Source organism: Mycobacterium sp. DHQP2018-32-09 (assembly GCF_058148405.1).
This window is the reverse complement of the sequence record NZ_JBYVYK010000051.1, coordinates 32,260-44,505: the sequence shown is the minus strand read 5'-3', so window position 1 is coordinate 44,505 and position 12,246 is coordinate 32,260. Positions and strand designations below refer to the sequence as shown.

Below are 12,246 nucleotides of genomic sequence, written 5' to 3'. Positions count from 1 at the left end.
TCGGCGTCGGCGGCGCGCGCCGCGGCCAGCCAGCGCAGCCCGGCCTCGTCGACGAGTTCGTTGGCGAGCAGGACGCGGCGGGCGCCGAACGCGACGAACGTGCGGACCTGGGCGATGGTCGCCGCGGTGACGGCCCACGCGCCGGCGTCCGCCTGGCGGGCGAGCAGCTGCGGTGACATGTGGGTCTTGCCGTGCGGGGCCAGCTCCACGCCGCGGTCGGCGCACCAGGCGACCATGGCGGCGACGTTGTGTCTCAGGGCCGCATCCGACAGCACGCACAGCGGACCGACGGCACCGTCGGCCAACGGGGCGGCGCCGGCGGCGCACAGCTGCGCGGCCGTGCGTCCCCACCAGGCGGCAGGCAGCCCCTTGTGGCGCCAGTCGAGGGGCTCGTCCGCGAGCCGCCGGAGCGTGGCGTCGAGGCGTACCGGGTCAGTCGCGCGCGATCGGTCCATCACCGCCTCATTTAAGCTGGCGGGTCGTGAGCACAGCTGATGATCTCGACGTCCCCGAACAGTTCCGGATTCGTCAGGCGAAGCGGGAGCGGTTGCTCGCGGAGGGCCGGGACCCCTATCCCGTCGAGGTGGATCGGACGCACACGCTCGCCGAGCTGCGCGCCGCCCACGCCGACCTGGCCCCCGACACCGCGACGGGGCAGACCGTCGGGGTCGCCGGGCGGGTGGTGTTCGCGCGCAACACCGGCAAGCTGTGCTTTGCGACGCTGCAGGAGGGCGACGGTACCCAGCTGCAGGCGATGCTCAGCCTGGACAAGGTGGGCCAGGATTCGCTGGACGACTGGAAGGCCGACGTCGACCTGGGTGACCTGGTTTCCGTGCACGGCGAGGTGATCAGCTCGCGCCGGGGCGAATTGTCTGTGCTTGCCGATTCTTGGCAAATCATCTCGAAGGCGCTGAGGCCGCTGCCCGTCGCGCACAAGGAGATGAGCGAGGAGACCCGGGTCCGTCAGCGCTACGTGGACCTGATCGTGCGACCCGAGGCCAGGACGGTGGCGCGGCAGCGGGTGGCCGTGGTGCGTGCCCTGCGGTCGGCGTTGGAACGTCGCGGCTTCCTCGAGGTCGAGACCCCGATGTTGCAGACGCAGGCCGGCGGCGCGGCGGCGCGGCCGTTCGTGACGCACTCGAATGCGCTCGACGCCGACCTCTACCTCCGCATCGCCCCGGAGTTGTTCCTCAAGCGGTGTCTGGTCGGCGGTTTCGAGAAGGTCTTCGAATTGAATCGGAACTTCCGCAACGAAGGCGCGGATTCCACGCATTCGCCAGAATTCGCAATGCTGGAGACATATCAGGCTTACGGCACCTACGACGATTCTGCCGTCGTCACTCGCGAGGTCATTCAGGAAGTCGCGGACGAAGCCATTGGCACCCGAAACGTGACCCTCGCCGACGGTACGACGTACGACTTCGACGGGGAATGGGCGACCGTCGAAATGTATCCCTCGCTGTCGACCGCACTCGGTGAGGAGATCACCCCGGAAACGCCGGCGGAACGGCTGTGGGCCATCGCCGGGGGGCTGGGCCTGGAATTGCCGCGTGACCGCGGTTACGGGCACGGCAAGCTGGTCGAGGAACTGTGGGAGCACACCGTCGGTGACACGTTGTGGGCGCCGACCTTCGTCCGCGACTTCCCGGTGGAGACGACGCCGCTGACCCGTGCTCACCGCAGCATTCCGGGTGTCACGGAGAAGTGGGACCTGTACGTCCGGAAGTTCGAGTTGGCGACCGGTTACTCCGAATTGGTGGACCCCGTGGTGCAGCGCGAACGGTTCGCGGCACAGGCCCGTGCCGCGGCCGCCGGGGACGACGAGGCAATGGTCCTGGACGAGGACTTCTTGGCGGCGATGGAATACGGCATGCCGCCGTCGACGGGGACCGGAATGGGCCTCGACAGGCTTCTCATGGCATTGACCGGGTTGTCGATTCGGGAAACGGTTTTGTTCCCGATCGTGCGCCGCCAGACTTCCTAGCCCGGCGTATCATACTTCTTGAATGATACGCATTTTCGTGTCAGCATTGGGGCCAGGGTTCCTGCTGGGCCCGAACGGTGCTCACGGCAGAAGGGTCAAGAATACAAATGGCGAAGAAGGTGACCGTCACCCTGGTCGACGATTTCGACGGTGACGGACCTGCCGATGAAACGGTGGAATTCTCACTCGACGGCGTGAGCTATGAGATCGACCTTTCGGCGAAGAATGCCGCAAAACTGCGCAACGACCTCAAGTCGTGGGTCGAAGCGGGCCGGCGGGTCGGTGGCCGCAGGCGCGGTCGCGCGGCGGGTACCGGCCGCGGGCGGGCGGCCATCGACCGCGAACAGAGCGCTGCCATCCGCGAGTGGGCGCGGCGCAACGGGCACAACGTGTCGTCGCGCGGACGCATCCCCGCCGACGTCATCGACGCGTTCCACGCCGCGACGTAATCGCGTCCGCGTGCGATCCTGGCAATCCCGCGACGGGTTGCCGAGTTCGACGTCGGGCCGACGGGTCCCGAGGTGTCGTCCAGAAGCGTTCGCTAGCGGCGGAACGCCGCGGGACCTGGAGCGGAAACCTTTCGCGACCTGGTCGCGTTGCACGTGTGCAGTCCCGGGTAACAGGGATACAGGCGGGGCAGCCCGGGCCGCCGCCCACTACAGTGGACGGTAGGTGCAGAGCGTGGTCTACCACGCCGCGGAGTTTCACCAACTGCGCTATTTGATGGAGAGCAGGTAACCACCGATGTTCGAACGCTTTACCGACCGCGCACGACGCGTCGTCGTCCTGGCCCAAGAAGAGGCCAGGATGCTGAACCACAACTACATCGGCACCGAGCACATCCTTCTTGGACTGATTCACGAGGGCGAGGGCGTCGCCGCCAAGTCGTTGGAGTCGCTGGGCATTTCCCTGGAGGGCGTGCGCAGTCAGGTCGAGGAGATCATCGGCCAGGGCCAGCAGGCGCCGTCCGGCCACATCCCGTTCACGCCGCGCGCCAAGAAGGTCCTCGAGCTGTCGCTGCGCGAGGCGCTGCAGCTCGGCCACAACTACATCGGCACCGAGCACATCCTGCTGGGTCTGATCCGTGAGGGCGAGGGCGTCGCCGCGCAGGTGCTGGTGAAGCTCGGCGCCGAACTCACGCGCGTGCGCCAGCAGGTCATCCAGCTGCTGAGCGGCTACCAGGGCAAGGAGACCGCCGAGGCGGGCACCGGCGGTCGCGGCGGCGAGTCGGGCAACCCGTCCACGTCGCTGGTGCTCGACCAGTTCGGTCGCAACCTCACCGCGGCGGCCATGGAGGGCAAGCTCGACCCGGTCATCGGCCGCGAGAAGGAAATCGAGCGGGTCATGCAGGTGCTGAGCCGGCGCACCAAGAACAACCCGGTGCTGATCGGCGAACCCGGCGTCGGCAAGACCGCCGTCGTCGAGGGCCTCGCGCAGGCCATCGTCCACGGCGAGGTGCCGGAGACGCTGAAGGACAAGCAGCTCTACACCCTGGACCTGGGTTCGCTGGTCGCGGGCAGCCGCTACCGCGGTGACTTCGAAGAGCGCCTGAAGAAGGTGCTCAAGGAGATCAACACCCGCGGCGACATCATCCTGTTCATCGACGAGCTGCACACGCTCGTCGGCGCGGGCGCCGCCGAGGGTGCCATCGACGCCGCCAGCATCCTGAAGCCGAAGTTGGCCCGCGGCGAGCTGCAGACCATCGGCGCCACCACGCTCGACGAGTACCGCAAGTACATCGAGAAGGACGCCGCGCTGGAACGCCGCTTCCAGCCGGTGCAGGTGGGCGAGCCGACCGTCGAGCACACCATCGAGATCCTCAAGGGGCTGCGCGACCGGTACGAGGCGCACCATCGCGTCTCGATCACCGACGGCGCCATGGTGGCGGCCGCGACGCTGGCCGATCGCTACATCAACGACCGCTACCTGCCCGACAAGGCGATCGACCTCATCGACGAGGCCGGTGCCCGCATGCGCATCCGTCGCATGACCGCGCCGCCGGACCTGCGCGAGTTCGACGAGAAGATCGCCGACGCGCGTCGCGAGAAGGAGTCCGCGATCGACGCGCAGGACTTCGAGAAGGCCGCCAGCCTGCGCGACAAGGAGAAGCAGCTGGTCGCCCAGCGCGCCGAGCGGGAGAAGCAGTGGCGATCCGGCGATCTCGACGTCGTCGCGGAGGTCGACGACGAGCAGATCGCCGAGGTGCTCGGCAACTGGACCGGCATCCCCGTGTTCAAGCTGACCGAGGCCGAGACCACGCGCCTGCTGCGCATGGAGGACGAGCTGCACAAGCGGATCATCGGCCAGGAGGACGCCGTCAAGGCGGTCAGCAAGGCCATCCGCCGTACGCGGGCGGGCCTGAAGGATCCGAAGCGTCCGTCCGGTTCGTTCATCTTCGCCGGCCCGTCCGGTGTCGGTAAGACCGAGCTGTCCAAGGCGCTGGCCAACTTCCTGTTCGGCGACGACGACGCGCTCATCCAGATCGACATGGGCGAGTTCCACGACCGCTTCACCGCCTCGCGCCTGTTCGGTGCCCCTCCGGGGTACGTCGGGTACGAGGAGGGCGGTCAGCTCACCGAGAAGGTGCGCCGCAAGCCGTTCAGCGTCGTGCTGTTCGACGAGATCGAGAAGGCCCACCAGGAGATCTACAACAGCCTCCTGCAGGTGCTCGAGGACGGCCGCCTCACCGACGGTCAGGGTCGCACGGTCGACTTCAAGAACACCGTGCTGATCTTCACGTCGAACCTCGGTACCAGTGACATCAGCAAGGCCGTTGGTCTCGGCTTCACCCAGGGTGGTGGCGAGAACAACTACGAGCGGATGAAGCAGAAGGTCCACGACGAGCTGAAGAAGCACTTCCGGCCGGAGTTCCTCAACCGCATCGACGACATCATCGTGTTCCACCAGCTGACGCAGGACGAGATCATCCAGATGGTCGACCTGATGATCGGCAGGGTCGGCAAGCAGTTGGCCGCCAAGGACATGACGATGGATCTGACACCGAAGGCGAAGGCCCTGCTGGCCAAGCGCGGTTTCGATCCGGTGCTGGGTGCCCGCCCGCTGCGGCGCACCATCCAGCGCGAGATCGAGGACCAGCTGTCGGAGAAGATCCTCTTCGAGGAGGTCGGCCCGGGTCAGCACGTCGTCGTGGACGTCGAGGGCTGGGACGGCGAGAGCAACGCGACCGAGGACGCGAAGTTCACGTTCGCCGGTTCGCGTAAGACGGCCGAGACCGTCGACGCGGAGCCTGCAGCGGCGGCTGCCAGCGAGTAGTCCGAACGGATCGACACCGAATGCCCCCGGCACGCGCCGGGGGCATTCGGCGTTCCGGGACGTATGCGCGACGCCTGCGATCTCGGGGGTTTACGATGCTCGCTGTACGAGACGGTTGATGGAACCTGGTGAAAGTCCAGGACGGTCGCGCCACTGTGAAAGTCAGACCCGATGCCGTCACCCCCATACGGGACGCGAAATCCCGGGAAGGAATCCCCATGACCACTCCGCACGCCCGGTCGGGCAAGGCGCCCGCCATCGATCTGTCGGCCACCAAGGCCGCCCTCTGGCTGTCGCTCACCGCGTTCCTGGCCCTCGTGGTGCTGTACTTCGTCGGCCTCGACCAGGGCGCCACGTCGGTGTTCGGCGACAACACCTACATCCACGAGTTCGTGCACGACGCCCGCCACCTGCTCGGGTTCCCCTGCCACTAGCCGGGGGACGAGCGACTCAGATGGAAAGACGAATCATCGGGTGCGGCCTGCTGGCCGGCGCCCTCGCAGGTGTGCTCGCGTTCGTGTTCTCGAAGATCTTCATCGAACCGGTCGTCGGCCGCGCCATCGACTTCGAGGACGGCACCGCGGCAGCGCACCAGGCCATGGAGATGGCCGCGGGTAGCGGCGGGCATCACCACGGCGAAGGCGGCGAACTGTTCAGCCGCGGCATCCAGTCGACCGTCGGCATGGGCTTCGGCGTGCTGCTGTTCAGCGTCGCGCTGGGGGCGCTGTTCGCGGTGGTGTTCTGCGTGGCCTACGGCCGCGTCGGGAACGTCTCGCCCAGGGTGCTGTCGGTGCTGGTGGCAGGCGGCATGCTGGTCGCGCTGTGGATCGTGCCGGCGCTGAAGTACCCGCCGAGCCCGCCGGCGACCAGCGACGACGCCACGATCTTCCAGCGCTCCATGCTCTACCTGCTCCTGGTGGGGCTGTCGGCGGTGTTCATGGTGGCGGCGGTGTACCTGGGCCGCCAGCTGACGGCGAGGCTCGGCGCGTGGAACGCGACCCTGGTCGCGGGTGCGGCGTACCTGGTGGCCTGCTTCGTGGTGATGGCGATCCTGCCGACCATCGACGAGACGCCGGGGCCGCTGGTGAACGACGCGGGATCCATCGTGTTCCCTGGCTTTCCCGCCGCGGACCTCTACGAGTTCCGGCTGTACGCGCTGGGCAACCAGATGATCATCTGGGCGACCATCGGGCTGGTGTCGGCGGCGTTGATCTCGCGGGTGCTCGGGGGAAAGCGACAGGACGCCCTGACGCGGTGACGGATGAGTGAGGTCGTCCGGCTGACCCTGGTCTCGCACGGCATGACCGATGCCATGGCGGCCGGACGATTTCCCATCGACGAACCCCTCAACGCACTGGGCCACGCCCAACTGACGTCACTCGACGTGGGCCGGGTCGACGTCGCGCTCTGCGGGCCCGAGAAGCGCGCGCGGCAGACCGCCGAAGCCCTGGGCCTGCGCGCCGAGGTCGACGACGCGCTCGCCGATCTGGACTGCGCCACGTGGCGCGGGCAGGTGCTGGCCGGGGTGCCCCCGGCCGATCTCGCAGTCTGGCTCACCGATGCCTCGCAGGCACCGCACGGCGGCGAATCGGTGGTGGACGTGGTGGCACGGGTGCGGTCGTGGTTGCGGCCACCGGGGTCGTGGCGCGGCAGGGTGGTGGCGGTGACGTCTCCGGCGGTGATCCGCGCGGCGGTGCTGGTGGCGCTCGACGCTCCGCCGAAGTCGTTCTGGCGCATCGACGTTGCGCCTGCCAGTCGCACGGTGCTGCACCTGCGCGGGCACGCGTGGACGCTGCGGTCGACGGGCCGCGACTGACCTACCGGGCGGGTTGGCCTACCGGCAGCAGGTCGTAGGCCTGCGTGGCGATCGACAGCAGCCATGTCGCAGCGGTCAGGCTGCGGTACTGCGGCCAGTTCAGCTGGTAGCTGCTCACCCACCCCTGGCCGGTGCGATCGGTGGTGTACCAGCTGAACGACAGGTCGCCGGGCAGGTTGCCGCCCTTGGCGGCGATGTACGGCCACTTGCTGCGATCCAGGTCGATACCCGGTGTGGCGGAAAGGATGTCGCGTACCCGCGCAGCCCTGCCCACGGCGGCTGCCTGCAGCGCGGCGTGCGCGCGGCAGATGTCCATGGCGGTGCCGTACCACTCGGCGCCATAGGGCGACGCCGGGGTGCGCGTGCGCTCGGGATCCGGCTCATAGGGGATCTCGTTGGTGTGGGCCAACATCGACGCGCGCTGAGCGGGTGTGGCCTGCTTCCACTGCTCGCGGACGTCGGGCTTGCCCCAGCCGATCGTGAACAGTTCGTGAGTGGTGGGGAAGGGTGTCATGGCGGCGGGGTCGTGGTGTCCCGCGGTCACCAGCGCATGCTCGACGGCTCCGGGTCCGAGCCTGTTGATCAACAGGTCGGTGGCCATGTTGTCGCTGGCCGAGATCATCTGTCGCGCAGCGGCTTCGACGCTCACGTGAGATCCGGGTCGGAGCTTGTCGAAGCCCGCGGAGCCGACGGCCTTGGCCTCGGGCGTGATGAGCAGCTGGTCGTCCCAGTTCAGCCGGCCGGCGTTGACCGCCTCGGCGACCGCCAGCAGGACGTAGAGCTTGAAGATCGACGCCAACGGCAGGTTGTCGTCGGCGTTGGTGCCCGCCACCCGAGTGCACGTCCCGCCGGTCACCTTCGACACCGCGTAGGAGTAGCGCGCTCCGGTGGTCTGGATGGCGGCGTCGACGTCGGCCCACTGCCGGATGGGGGGTTTGGTCACTGCGACCTCGAGGCGATCGACCAAACCCGCGTCGTCGGTGCGCAGTTCGACGTCCTGGGAGACCGCGTAGGAGTTGCGCAGGTGCAGTGTGGCGTGGCCGGCGCCGACGTAGACGCTGGTGACCGTGATGGGCCGGTCGGCCCACAGCCGGTCCATGATGCCGGTGGCGGCCTCGACGAACTGGGGGCTGGCGAACGTGCCCACGGTGATGGAGCCCAGCGGCCAGTCGGAGTTGACCATGTCGAGGAGTTGCTTGGCGCGCAGCCCCTGCGGGGTGTTGACGTCGATGTGTGCGCCGTAGTTGGTCTCGGGGTGCGCAGGGGCGGGGGAGGTGCAGCCGCAAGCCATGGCGGCGGCGACGACCGCGGCGAGCAGTGCCGTGCACCGGGCCCGCACCGGTCGACGCCGCGACCGGCTCGCGCTAGGCCTTGTCGTCGGTCCTTGCAACGTCGAGCACGACCTCGAACTCGAGCAGCGTCGCACCGGTGGCCACCGGCTTGGTCTGCTGTCCCTTGTGCGCCTCGACGGCGGGTCCGCTGGCCCACGCCTGGAAGGCCTCCTCGGACTCCCACTGGGTCACCACGAAGTAGCGATCCTCGCCCTTGACCGGGCGCAGCAGCTGGAAGCCCAGGAAACCGGGCTGGCCGTCGACCGCGTGCGCGCGGTTGGCGAAGCGCTTCTCCAGCTCGGGGCCGGCGTCGGGCGGAACTTCGATGGCGTTGATCTTCACCACGGACATGGCCCACACGTTACTCGCCGGGGTCAGGGCAGTATCTAGCCCATGGCGAGCGTCGCGCTGACCGATCTCGGCGGAACCGGGGACCCGGTGGTGCTGGTGCACGGGCTGATGGGGCGTGGCAGCACGTGGACGCGGCAGCTGCCGTGGCTCACCGCACTGGGGCACGTGTACGCCTACGACGCGCCGTGGCATCGCGGCCTCGACGTCGCGGACCCCGCGCCGATCCGGACGGAACGCTTCGTCGAGGACCTGGCGGCGGCCGTCGCCACGGTCGCCGCGGCGGACGGCCCGGTCACCCTGATCGGGCATTCGATGGGCGGGCTGCATTCGTGGTGCCTCGCCGCGGCCCATCCGGAGTTGGTGGCGGCGCTGGTGGTCGAGGACATGGCTCCGGACTTCCGGGGCCGCACGACCGGGCCGTGGGAGCCGTGGCTCTATGCGCTGCCGACGGAGTTCGCGTCGCAGGCACAGGTGGTGGAGGCGTTCGGTGACGTCGCGGGCCGGTACTTCCTGGAGGCGTTCGACCGGACCGCGACGGGGTGGCGGCTGCACGGTGAGCCGCGCCGCTGGGTCGAGATCGCCGCGGAGTGGGGCCGCCGCGCGTACTGGCAGCAGTGGCGCGCCGTGCGGGCGCCGACGCTGCTGATCGAGGCGGGCAACTCGGTGACGCCACCGGGGCAGATGCGCCAGATGCACGAGGTCGGCGCGGACGCCGAGTACGTCTGCGTGCCGGGTGTGGGGCACCTGGTGCACGACGAGGCGCCCGAGGAGTTCCGGCGGGTGGTGACGGCGTTCCTCGCCGCGCACCGCGGGCACTAGCGGCGTTCGCCCCTGGCTCCGGGGGTGGGCCAGCTGGGGTGGTGTTCGAAGCGCGTGCGCACGGCGTCGGCGTCGTGGGCCACGCGCGACCAGTCGGGGTCGTCGGGCAGGCCCCGGGGATGGATCGCGGCGACGTGGCGTCGGTGGGACCACCAGCTCAGCAGGGCCGCCGCCGTGAACGGCGCGGCGAGGATGACGAGGGTCAGGAAGATGTCCATGGCAGGAATTGTTCGACCATGAGCTTGCTGCCAACAGTGGCAGCAGCGCCGACTGAGGATAAGATACTGCCATGCTCAAGAGCGTCTCCGCGCTGGTGCTGGACGGCCTCGCCGTCTTCGAGTTCGGCGTCATCTGCGAGGTCTTCGGCATCGACCGGACGGCCGACGGGGTTCCCAACTTCGACTTCAAGATCTGCGGTCCGGAACCGGGCAAGCCGCTGCGCACCACGGTGGGCGCGTCACTGATCCCCGACCACGGGTTCGACGACCTCGTCGGTGCGGACCTGGTGGCCATTCCCGCCATAGCGGGTGGCGAGTATCCGCAGGAGGCGCTGGATGCCATCCGGCGTGCCGCCGACACCGGCTCGATCATCCTCACCGTGTGCTCGGGTGCGTTCGTGGCGGGCGCCGCGGGCCTGCTCGACGGCAGACCGTGCACGACGCACTGGATGCACGCCGACGAACTCGCCGCGATGTACCCGACCGCCACGGTCGACCGCAACGTCCTCTACGTCGACGACGGCAACCTGATCACCAGCGCGGGAACCGCCGCGGGCATCGACGCCTGCCTGCACCTGGTACGCCGCGAACTCGGCAGCGAGGTCACCAACGTGATCGCCCGGCGCATGGTGGTGCCGCCGCACCGCGACGGTGGGCAGCGGCAGTACATCGATCAGCCCATTCCGGTGCGCTGCTCGGAAGGCTTTGCCCCACACCTGGATTGGATTCTCGGCAACCTGGCCAAGCCGCACACCGTCGCGAGCCTGGCCAAGCGCGCCAGCATGTCCTCGCGCACGTTCGCGCGGCGATTCGTCGAGGAGACCGGCCGCACCCCGATGCAATGGGTCACCGACCAGCGCGTGCTGTACGCCCGCCGCCTGCTCGAAGAGACCGACCTCGACATCGACCGGGTGGCCGACCGGTCGGGGTTCGGGACGTCGACGCTGCTGCGTCACCACTTCCGTCGCGTCATCGGCGTCACGCCGTCGGACTACCGCAGGAGGTTCTCCTGCGCCGACTGCGCCGCCACGGCCTAGGTGACGTCACGCCTGGGCAGGCTCACAGTGCGTAGAGGTGCCAGGTGCCCGGCACGCCCTTGAGCGCGTGCGCGCCCCGCGCGGTGAACTCCCGCCTCGACCCGGCGACGATCTCGCGCACCGTCGAGGACACCAGGATCTCGCCGGGCCCGGCCAGCGCGGCGACGCGCGCGCCGATGTGCACCGCCATGCCCGCGACGTCGTCGCCGCGCATCTCGACCTCGCCGGCGTGGACGCCCACGCGCACCTCCAGGTCCAGCGAGCGCACGGCGTCCACCATCGCCTCGGCACAGTCCAGCGCCGTGCTGGGACTGGTGAACGTCGCGATGAAACCGTCTCCCGCCGTGTTGATCTCGCGACCACGGAACCGTTCCAGCTCGGCGCGGACGGCGGCGTCGTGGTGGTCGAGCAGGTCCCGCCAGCGGTCGTCTCCGAGAGCTGCGGCCCGCGCCGTCGAACCGACGATGTCGGTGAACACGATCGTGGTGAGCACCCGTTCGGCGTCGGCGCCGCCGCGCGCCCCGGTGACGAACTCCTCGATCTCGTCGAGCACGGGCGCCGCGTCGCCCACCCAGTACAGCGAGTCCGCACCGGGTAACTCGACGTAGCGGGCGCCCGGGATGTGCTCACCCAGGTAACGGCCGTGACCGGGCCCCACGAACGTCGCATCCGCGCGGTGGACGACCAACGTCGGTGCCGTGATGGCCGAGAGCTTGTGTCGCACGTCGGCATCGGTCAGGGCCTGGGTGGAGCGGCGCGCCATGCTGGGCGATGCGGCGCGGTTGCCGGCGTGGTCCCACCAGCTGCGAAAGCCGCGGTCGCCGGCCACCGACGGCGCGAGGACGTGCAGCAGGTCGAACCCGCGGTCCAGCGCATCCGGTTCCAGCGCGACGGAGCCGAACGCGGCGGCGCCGTCGGCCGCGACCCCTGCCGGGTAGTCGGGCGCCCACAGCGTCCGCGCAGCGCCGTTGACCACGACCAGGTGGCTGACCCGCTCGGGGTGATCGGCGGCGAGCAGCAACGCACTCACCGCGGTGAAACCCGAGGCCAGCACCGCAGCGCGCGACGATCCGATGGCGTCGAGCACCGTGACGGCGTCCTCCGCCCAGCACGACGGCGTGATCGTGTCGGCCGAACCGATGCGCGAGGACATGCCCATGCCCCGCTGGTCGAACCGGATCACCCGGCAGAACGACGACAACCTGCGGAAGAACCGGTACATCGCGGGTTCGGCGTCCATCGCGTCGATGGGGACGAACGGCCCGGGCATGACGACCAGGTCCATCGGTCCGTCGCCGAGCACCTGATAGGCGACGTCGAGGTCACCGCGCGACGCGTAACGGGTTCGCGGCGTCGGTGAGGTGCGCGCCAGACCGCGTCCTGCCACGCGCCAAGGTTAGTCCAGGTGAGCCTCCCC

12 protein-coding genes and 1 pseudogene are annotated in these 12,246 nt (G+C 69.2%); 8 read left to right on the top strand and 5 right to left on the bottom strand.

The features are described from left to right. Positions 1-455: pseudogene (locus AC30CM_RS21850) on the bottom strand (amino acid deaminase); the annotation flags it as partial. A 26-nt stretch (positions 456-481) separates the two neighbouring features. On the opposite strand from AC30CM_RS21850, the gene lysS reads away from it, so the two are divergent. From lysS to AC30CM_RS21820, 6 genes are all read left to right on the top strand, one after another. Further along, on the top strand, positions 482-1,984 hold the full coding sequence (gene lysS / locus AC30CM_RS21845) for a lysine--tRNA ligase (protein WP_490119007.1): 1,503 nt from the start codon (positions 482-484) through the stop codon (positions 1,982-1,984). 107 nt (positions 1,985-2,091) lie between these two features. Next, positions 2,092-2,433, top strand: coding sequence for a histone-like nucleoid-structuring protein Lsr2 (lsr2, locus tag AC30CM_RS21840; protein ID WP_490119006.1), 342 nt, complete (start codon positions 2,092-2,094; stop codon positions 2,431-2,433). Between the two features lie 295 nt (positions 2,434-2,728). Beyond that, on the top strand, positions 2,729-5,257 hold the full coding sequence (gene clpC1 / locus AC30CM_RS21835) for an ATP-dependent protease ATP-binding subunit ClpC (RefSeq protein ID WP_490119005.1): 2,529 nt from the start codon (positions 2,729-2,731) through the stop codon (positions 5,255-5,257). 218 nt (positions 5,258-5,475) lie between these two features. Further along, the gene (locus AC30CM_RS21830; RefSeq protein ID WP_490119004.1) at positions 5,476-5,691 is read left to right on the top strand and encodes a CbtB domain-containing protein; all 216 of its coding nucleotides are present in this window, start codon (positions 5,476-5,478) and stop codon (positions 5,689-5,691) included. A 20-nt stretch (positions 5,692-5,711) separates the two neighbouring features. Next, positions 5,712-6,515 carry a CbtA family protein gene (locus AC30CM_RS21825; RefSeq protein WP_490119003.1) on the top strand — a complete coding sequence of 268 codons (804 nt, stop codon included), beginning with the start codon at positions 5,712-5,714 and terminating at the stop codon, positions 6,513-6,515. Positions 6,516-6,518: 3 nt separating this feature from the next. Further along, positions 6,519-7,073, top strand: a complete 555-nt coding sequence (locus AC30CM_RS21820) for a histidine phosphatase family protein (protein ID WP_490119002.1) — start codon at positions 6,519-6,521, stop codon at positions 7,071-7,073. Between the two features lies 1 nt (position 7,074). On the opposite strand, the gene AC30CM_RS21815 is transcribed toward AC30CM_RS21820, so the two are convergent. Together AC30CM_RS21815 and AC30CM_RS21810 are read right to left on the bottom strand one after the other, a co-directional pair. Continuing rightward, on the bottom strand, positions 7,075-8,463 hold the full coding sequence (locus tag AC30CM_RS21815) for a serine hydrolase (RefSeq protein WP_490119001.1): 1,389 nt from the start codon (positions 8,461-8,463) through the stop codon (positions 7,075-7,077). Next, a complete protein-coding gene (locus tag AC30CM_RS21810) occupies positions 8,438-8,755 on the bottom strand; it encodes an antibiotic biosynthesis monooxygenase family protein (RefSeq protein WP_490119000.1) in 318 nt (105 codons plus the stop codon). The genes AC30CM_RS21815 and AC30CM_RS21810 overlap by 26 nt, the downstream gene beginning before the upstream one ends. A gap of 42 nt (positions 8,756-8,797) precedes the next feature. Here AC30CM_RS21810 and AC30CM_RS21805 point away from each other — a divergent pair, with 42 nt between their 5' ends. Beyond that, on the top strand, positions 8,798-9,574 hold the full coding sequence (locus AC30CM_RS21805; protein ID WP_490118999.1) for an alpha/beta fold hydrolase: 777 nt from the start codon (positions 8,798-8,800) through the stop codon (positions 9,572-9,574). Here the strand turns inward: AC30CM_RS21805 and AC30CM_RS21800 are convergent. Further along, positions 9,571-9,792: a hypothetical protein gene (locus tag AC30CM_RS21800; protein ID WP_490118998.1), complete on the bottom strand. Its 222-nt coding sequence runs from the start codon at positions 9,790-9,792 to the stop codon at positions 9,571-9,573. The two genes, AC30CM_RS21805 and AC30CM_RS21800, sit on opposite strands and share 4 nt — an antisense overlap. 71 nt (positions 9,793-9,863) lie before the next feature. On the opposite strand from AC30CM_RS21800, the gene AC30CM_RS21795 reads away from it, so the two are divergent. Then, positions 9,864-10,829: a helix-turn-helix domain-containing protein gene (locus AC30CM_RS21795; protein ID WP_490118997.1), complete on the top strand. Its 966-nt coding sequence runs from the start codon at positions 9,864-9,866 to the stop codon at positions 10,827-10,829. A gap of 22 nt (positions 10,830-10,851) precedes the next feature. Here the strand turns inward: AC30CM_RS21795 and AC30CM_RS21790 are convergent, their stop codons facing one another. Further along, the gene (locus AC30CM_RS21790) at positions 10,852-12,201 is read right to left on the bottom strand and encodes an adenylate/guanylate cyclase domain-containing protein (RefSeq protein ID WP_490119010.1); all 1,350 of its coding nucleotides are present in this window, start codon (positions 12,199-12,201) and stop codon (positions 10,852-10,854) included. Positions 12,202-12,246 lie beyond the last annotated feature (45 nt).

Excerpts from the sequence above, each read along its gene's own strand:
- AC30CM_RS21795 (WP_490118997.1), top strand. The coding sequence starts at position 9,864 with ATGCTCAAGAGCGTCTCCGCGCTGGTGCTGGACGGCCTCGCCGTCTTC.
- AC30CM_RS21825 (WP_490119003.1), top strand. The coding sequence starts at position 5,712 with ATGGAAAGACGAATCATCGGGTGCGGCCTGCTGGCCGGCGCCCTCGCA.
- clpC1 (WP_490119005.1), top strand. The coding sequence starts at position 2,729 with ATGTTCGAACGCTTTACCGACCGCGCACGACGCGTCGTCGTCCTGGCC.
- AC30CM_RS21820 (WP_490119002.1), top strand. The coding sequence starts at position 6,519 with ATGAGTGAGGTCGTCCGGCTGACCCTGGTCTCGCACGGCATGACCGAT.
- AC30CM_RS21805 (WP_490118999.1), top strand. The coding sequence starts at position 8,798 with ATGGCGAGCGTCGCGCTGACCGATCTCGGCGGAACCGGGGACCCGGTG.
- lsr2 (WP_490119006.1), top strand. The coding sequence starts at position 2,092 with ATGGCGAAGAAGGTGACCGTCACCCTGGTCGACGATTTCGACGGTGAC.
- AC30CM_RS21830 (WP_490119004.1), top strand. The coding sequence starts at position 5,476 with ATGACCACTCCGCACGCCCGGTCGGGCAAGGCGCCCGCCATCGATCTG.
- AC30CM_RS21800 (WP_490118998.1), bottom strand. The coding sequence starts at position 9,792 with ATGGACATCTTCCTGACCCTCGTCATCCTCGCCGCGCCGTTCACGGCG.
- AC30CM_RS21810 (WP_490119000.1), bottom strand. The coding sequence starts at position 8,755 with ATGTCCGTGGTGAAGATCAACGCCATCGAAGTTCCGCCCGACGCCGGC.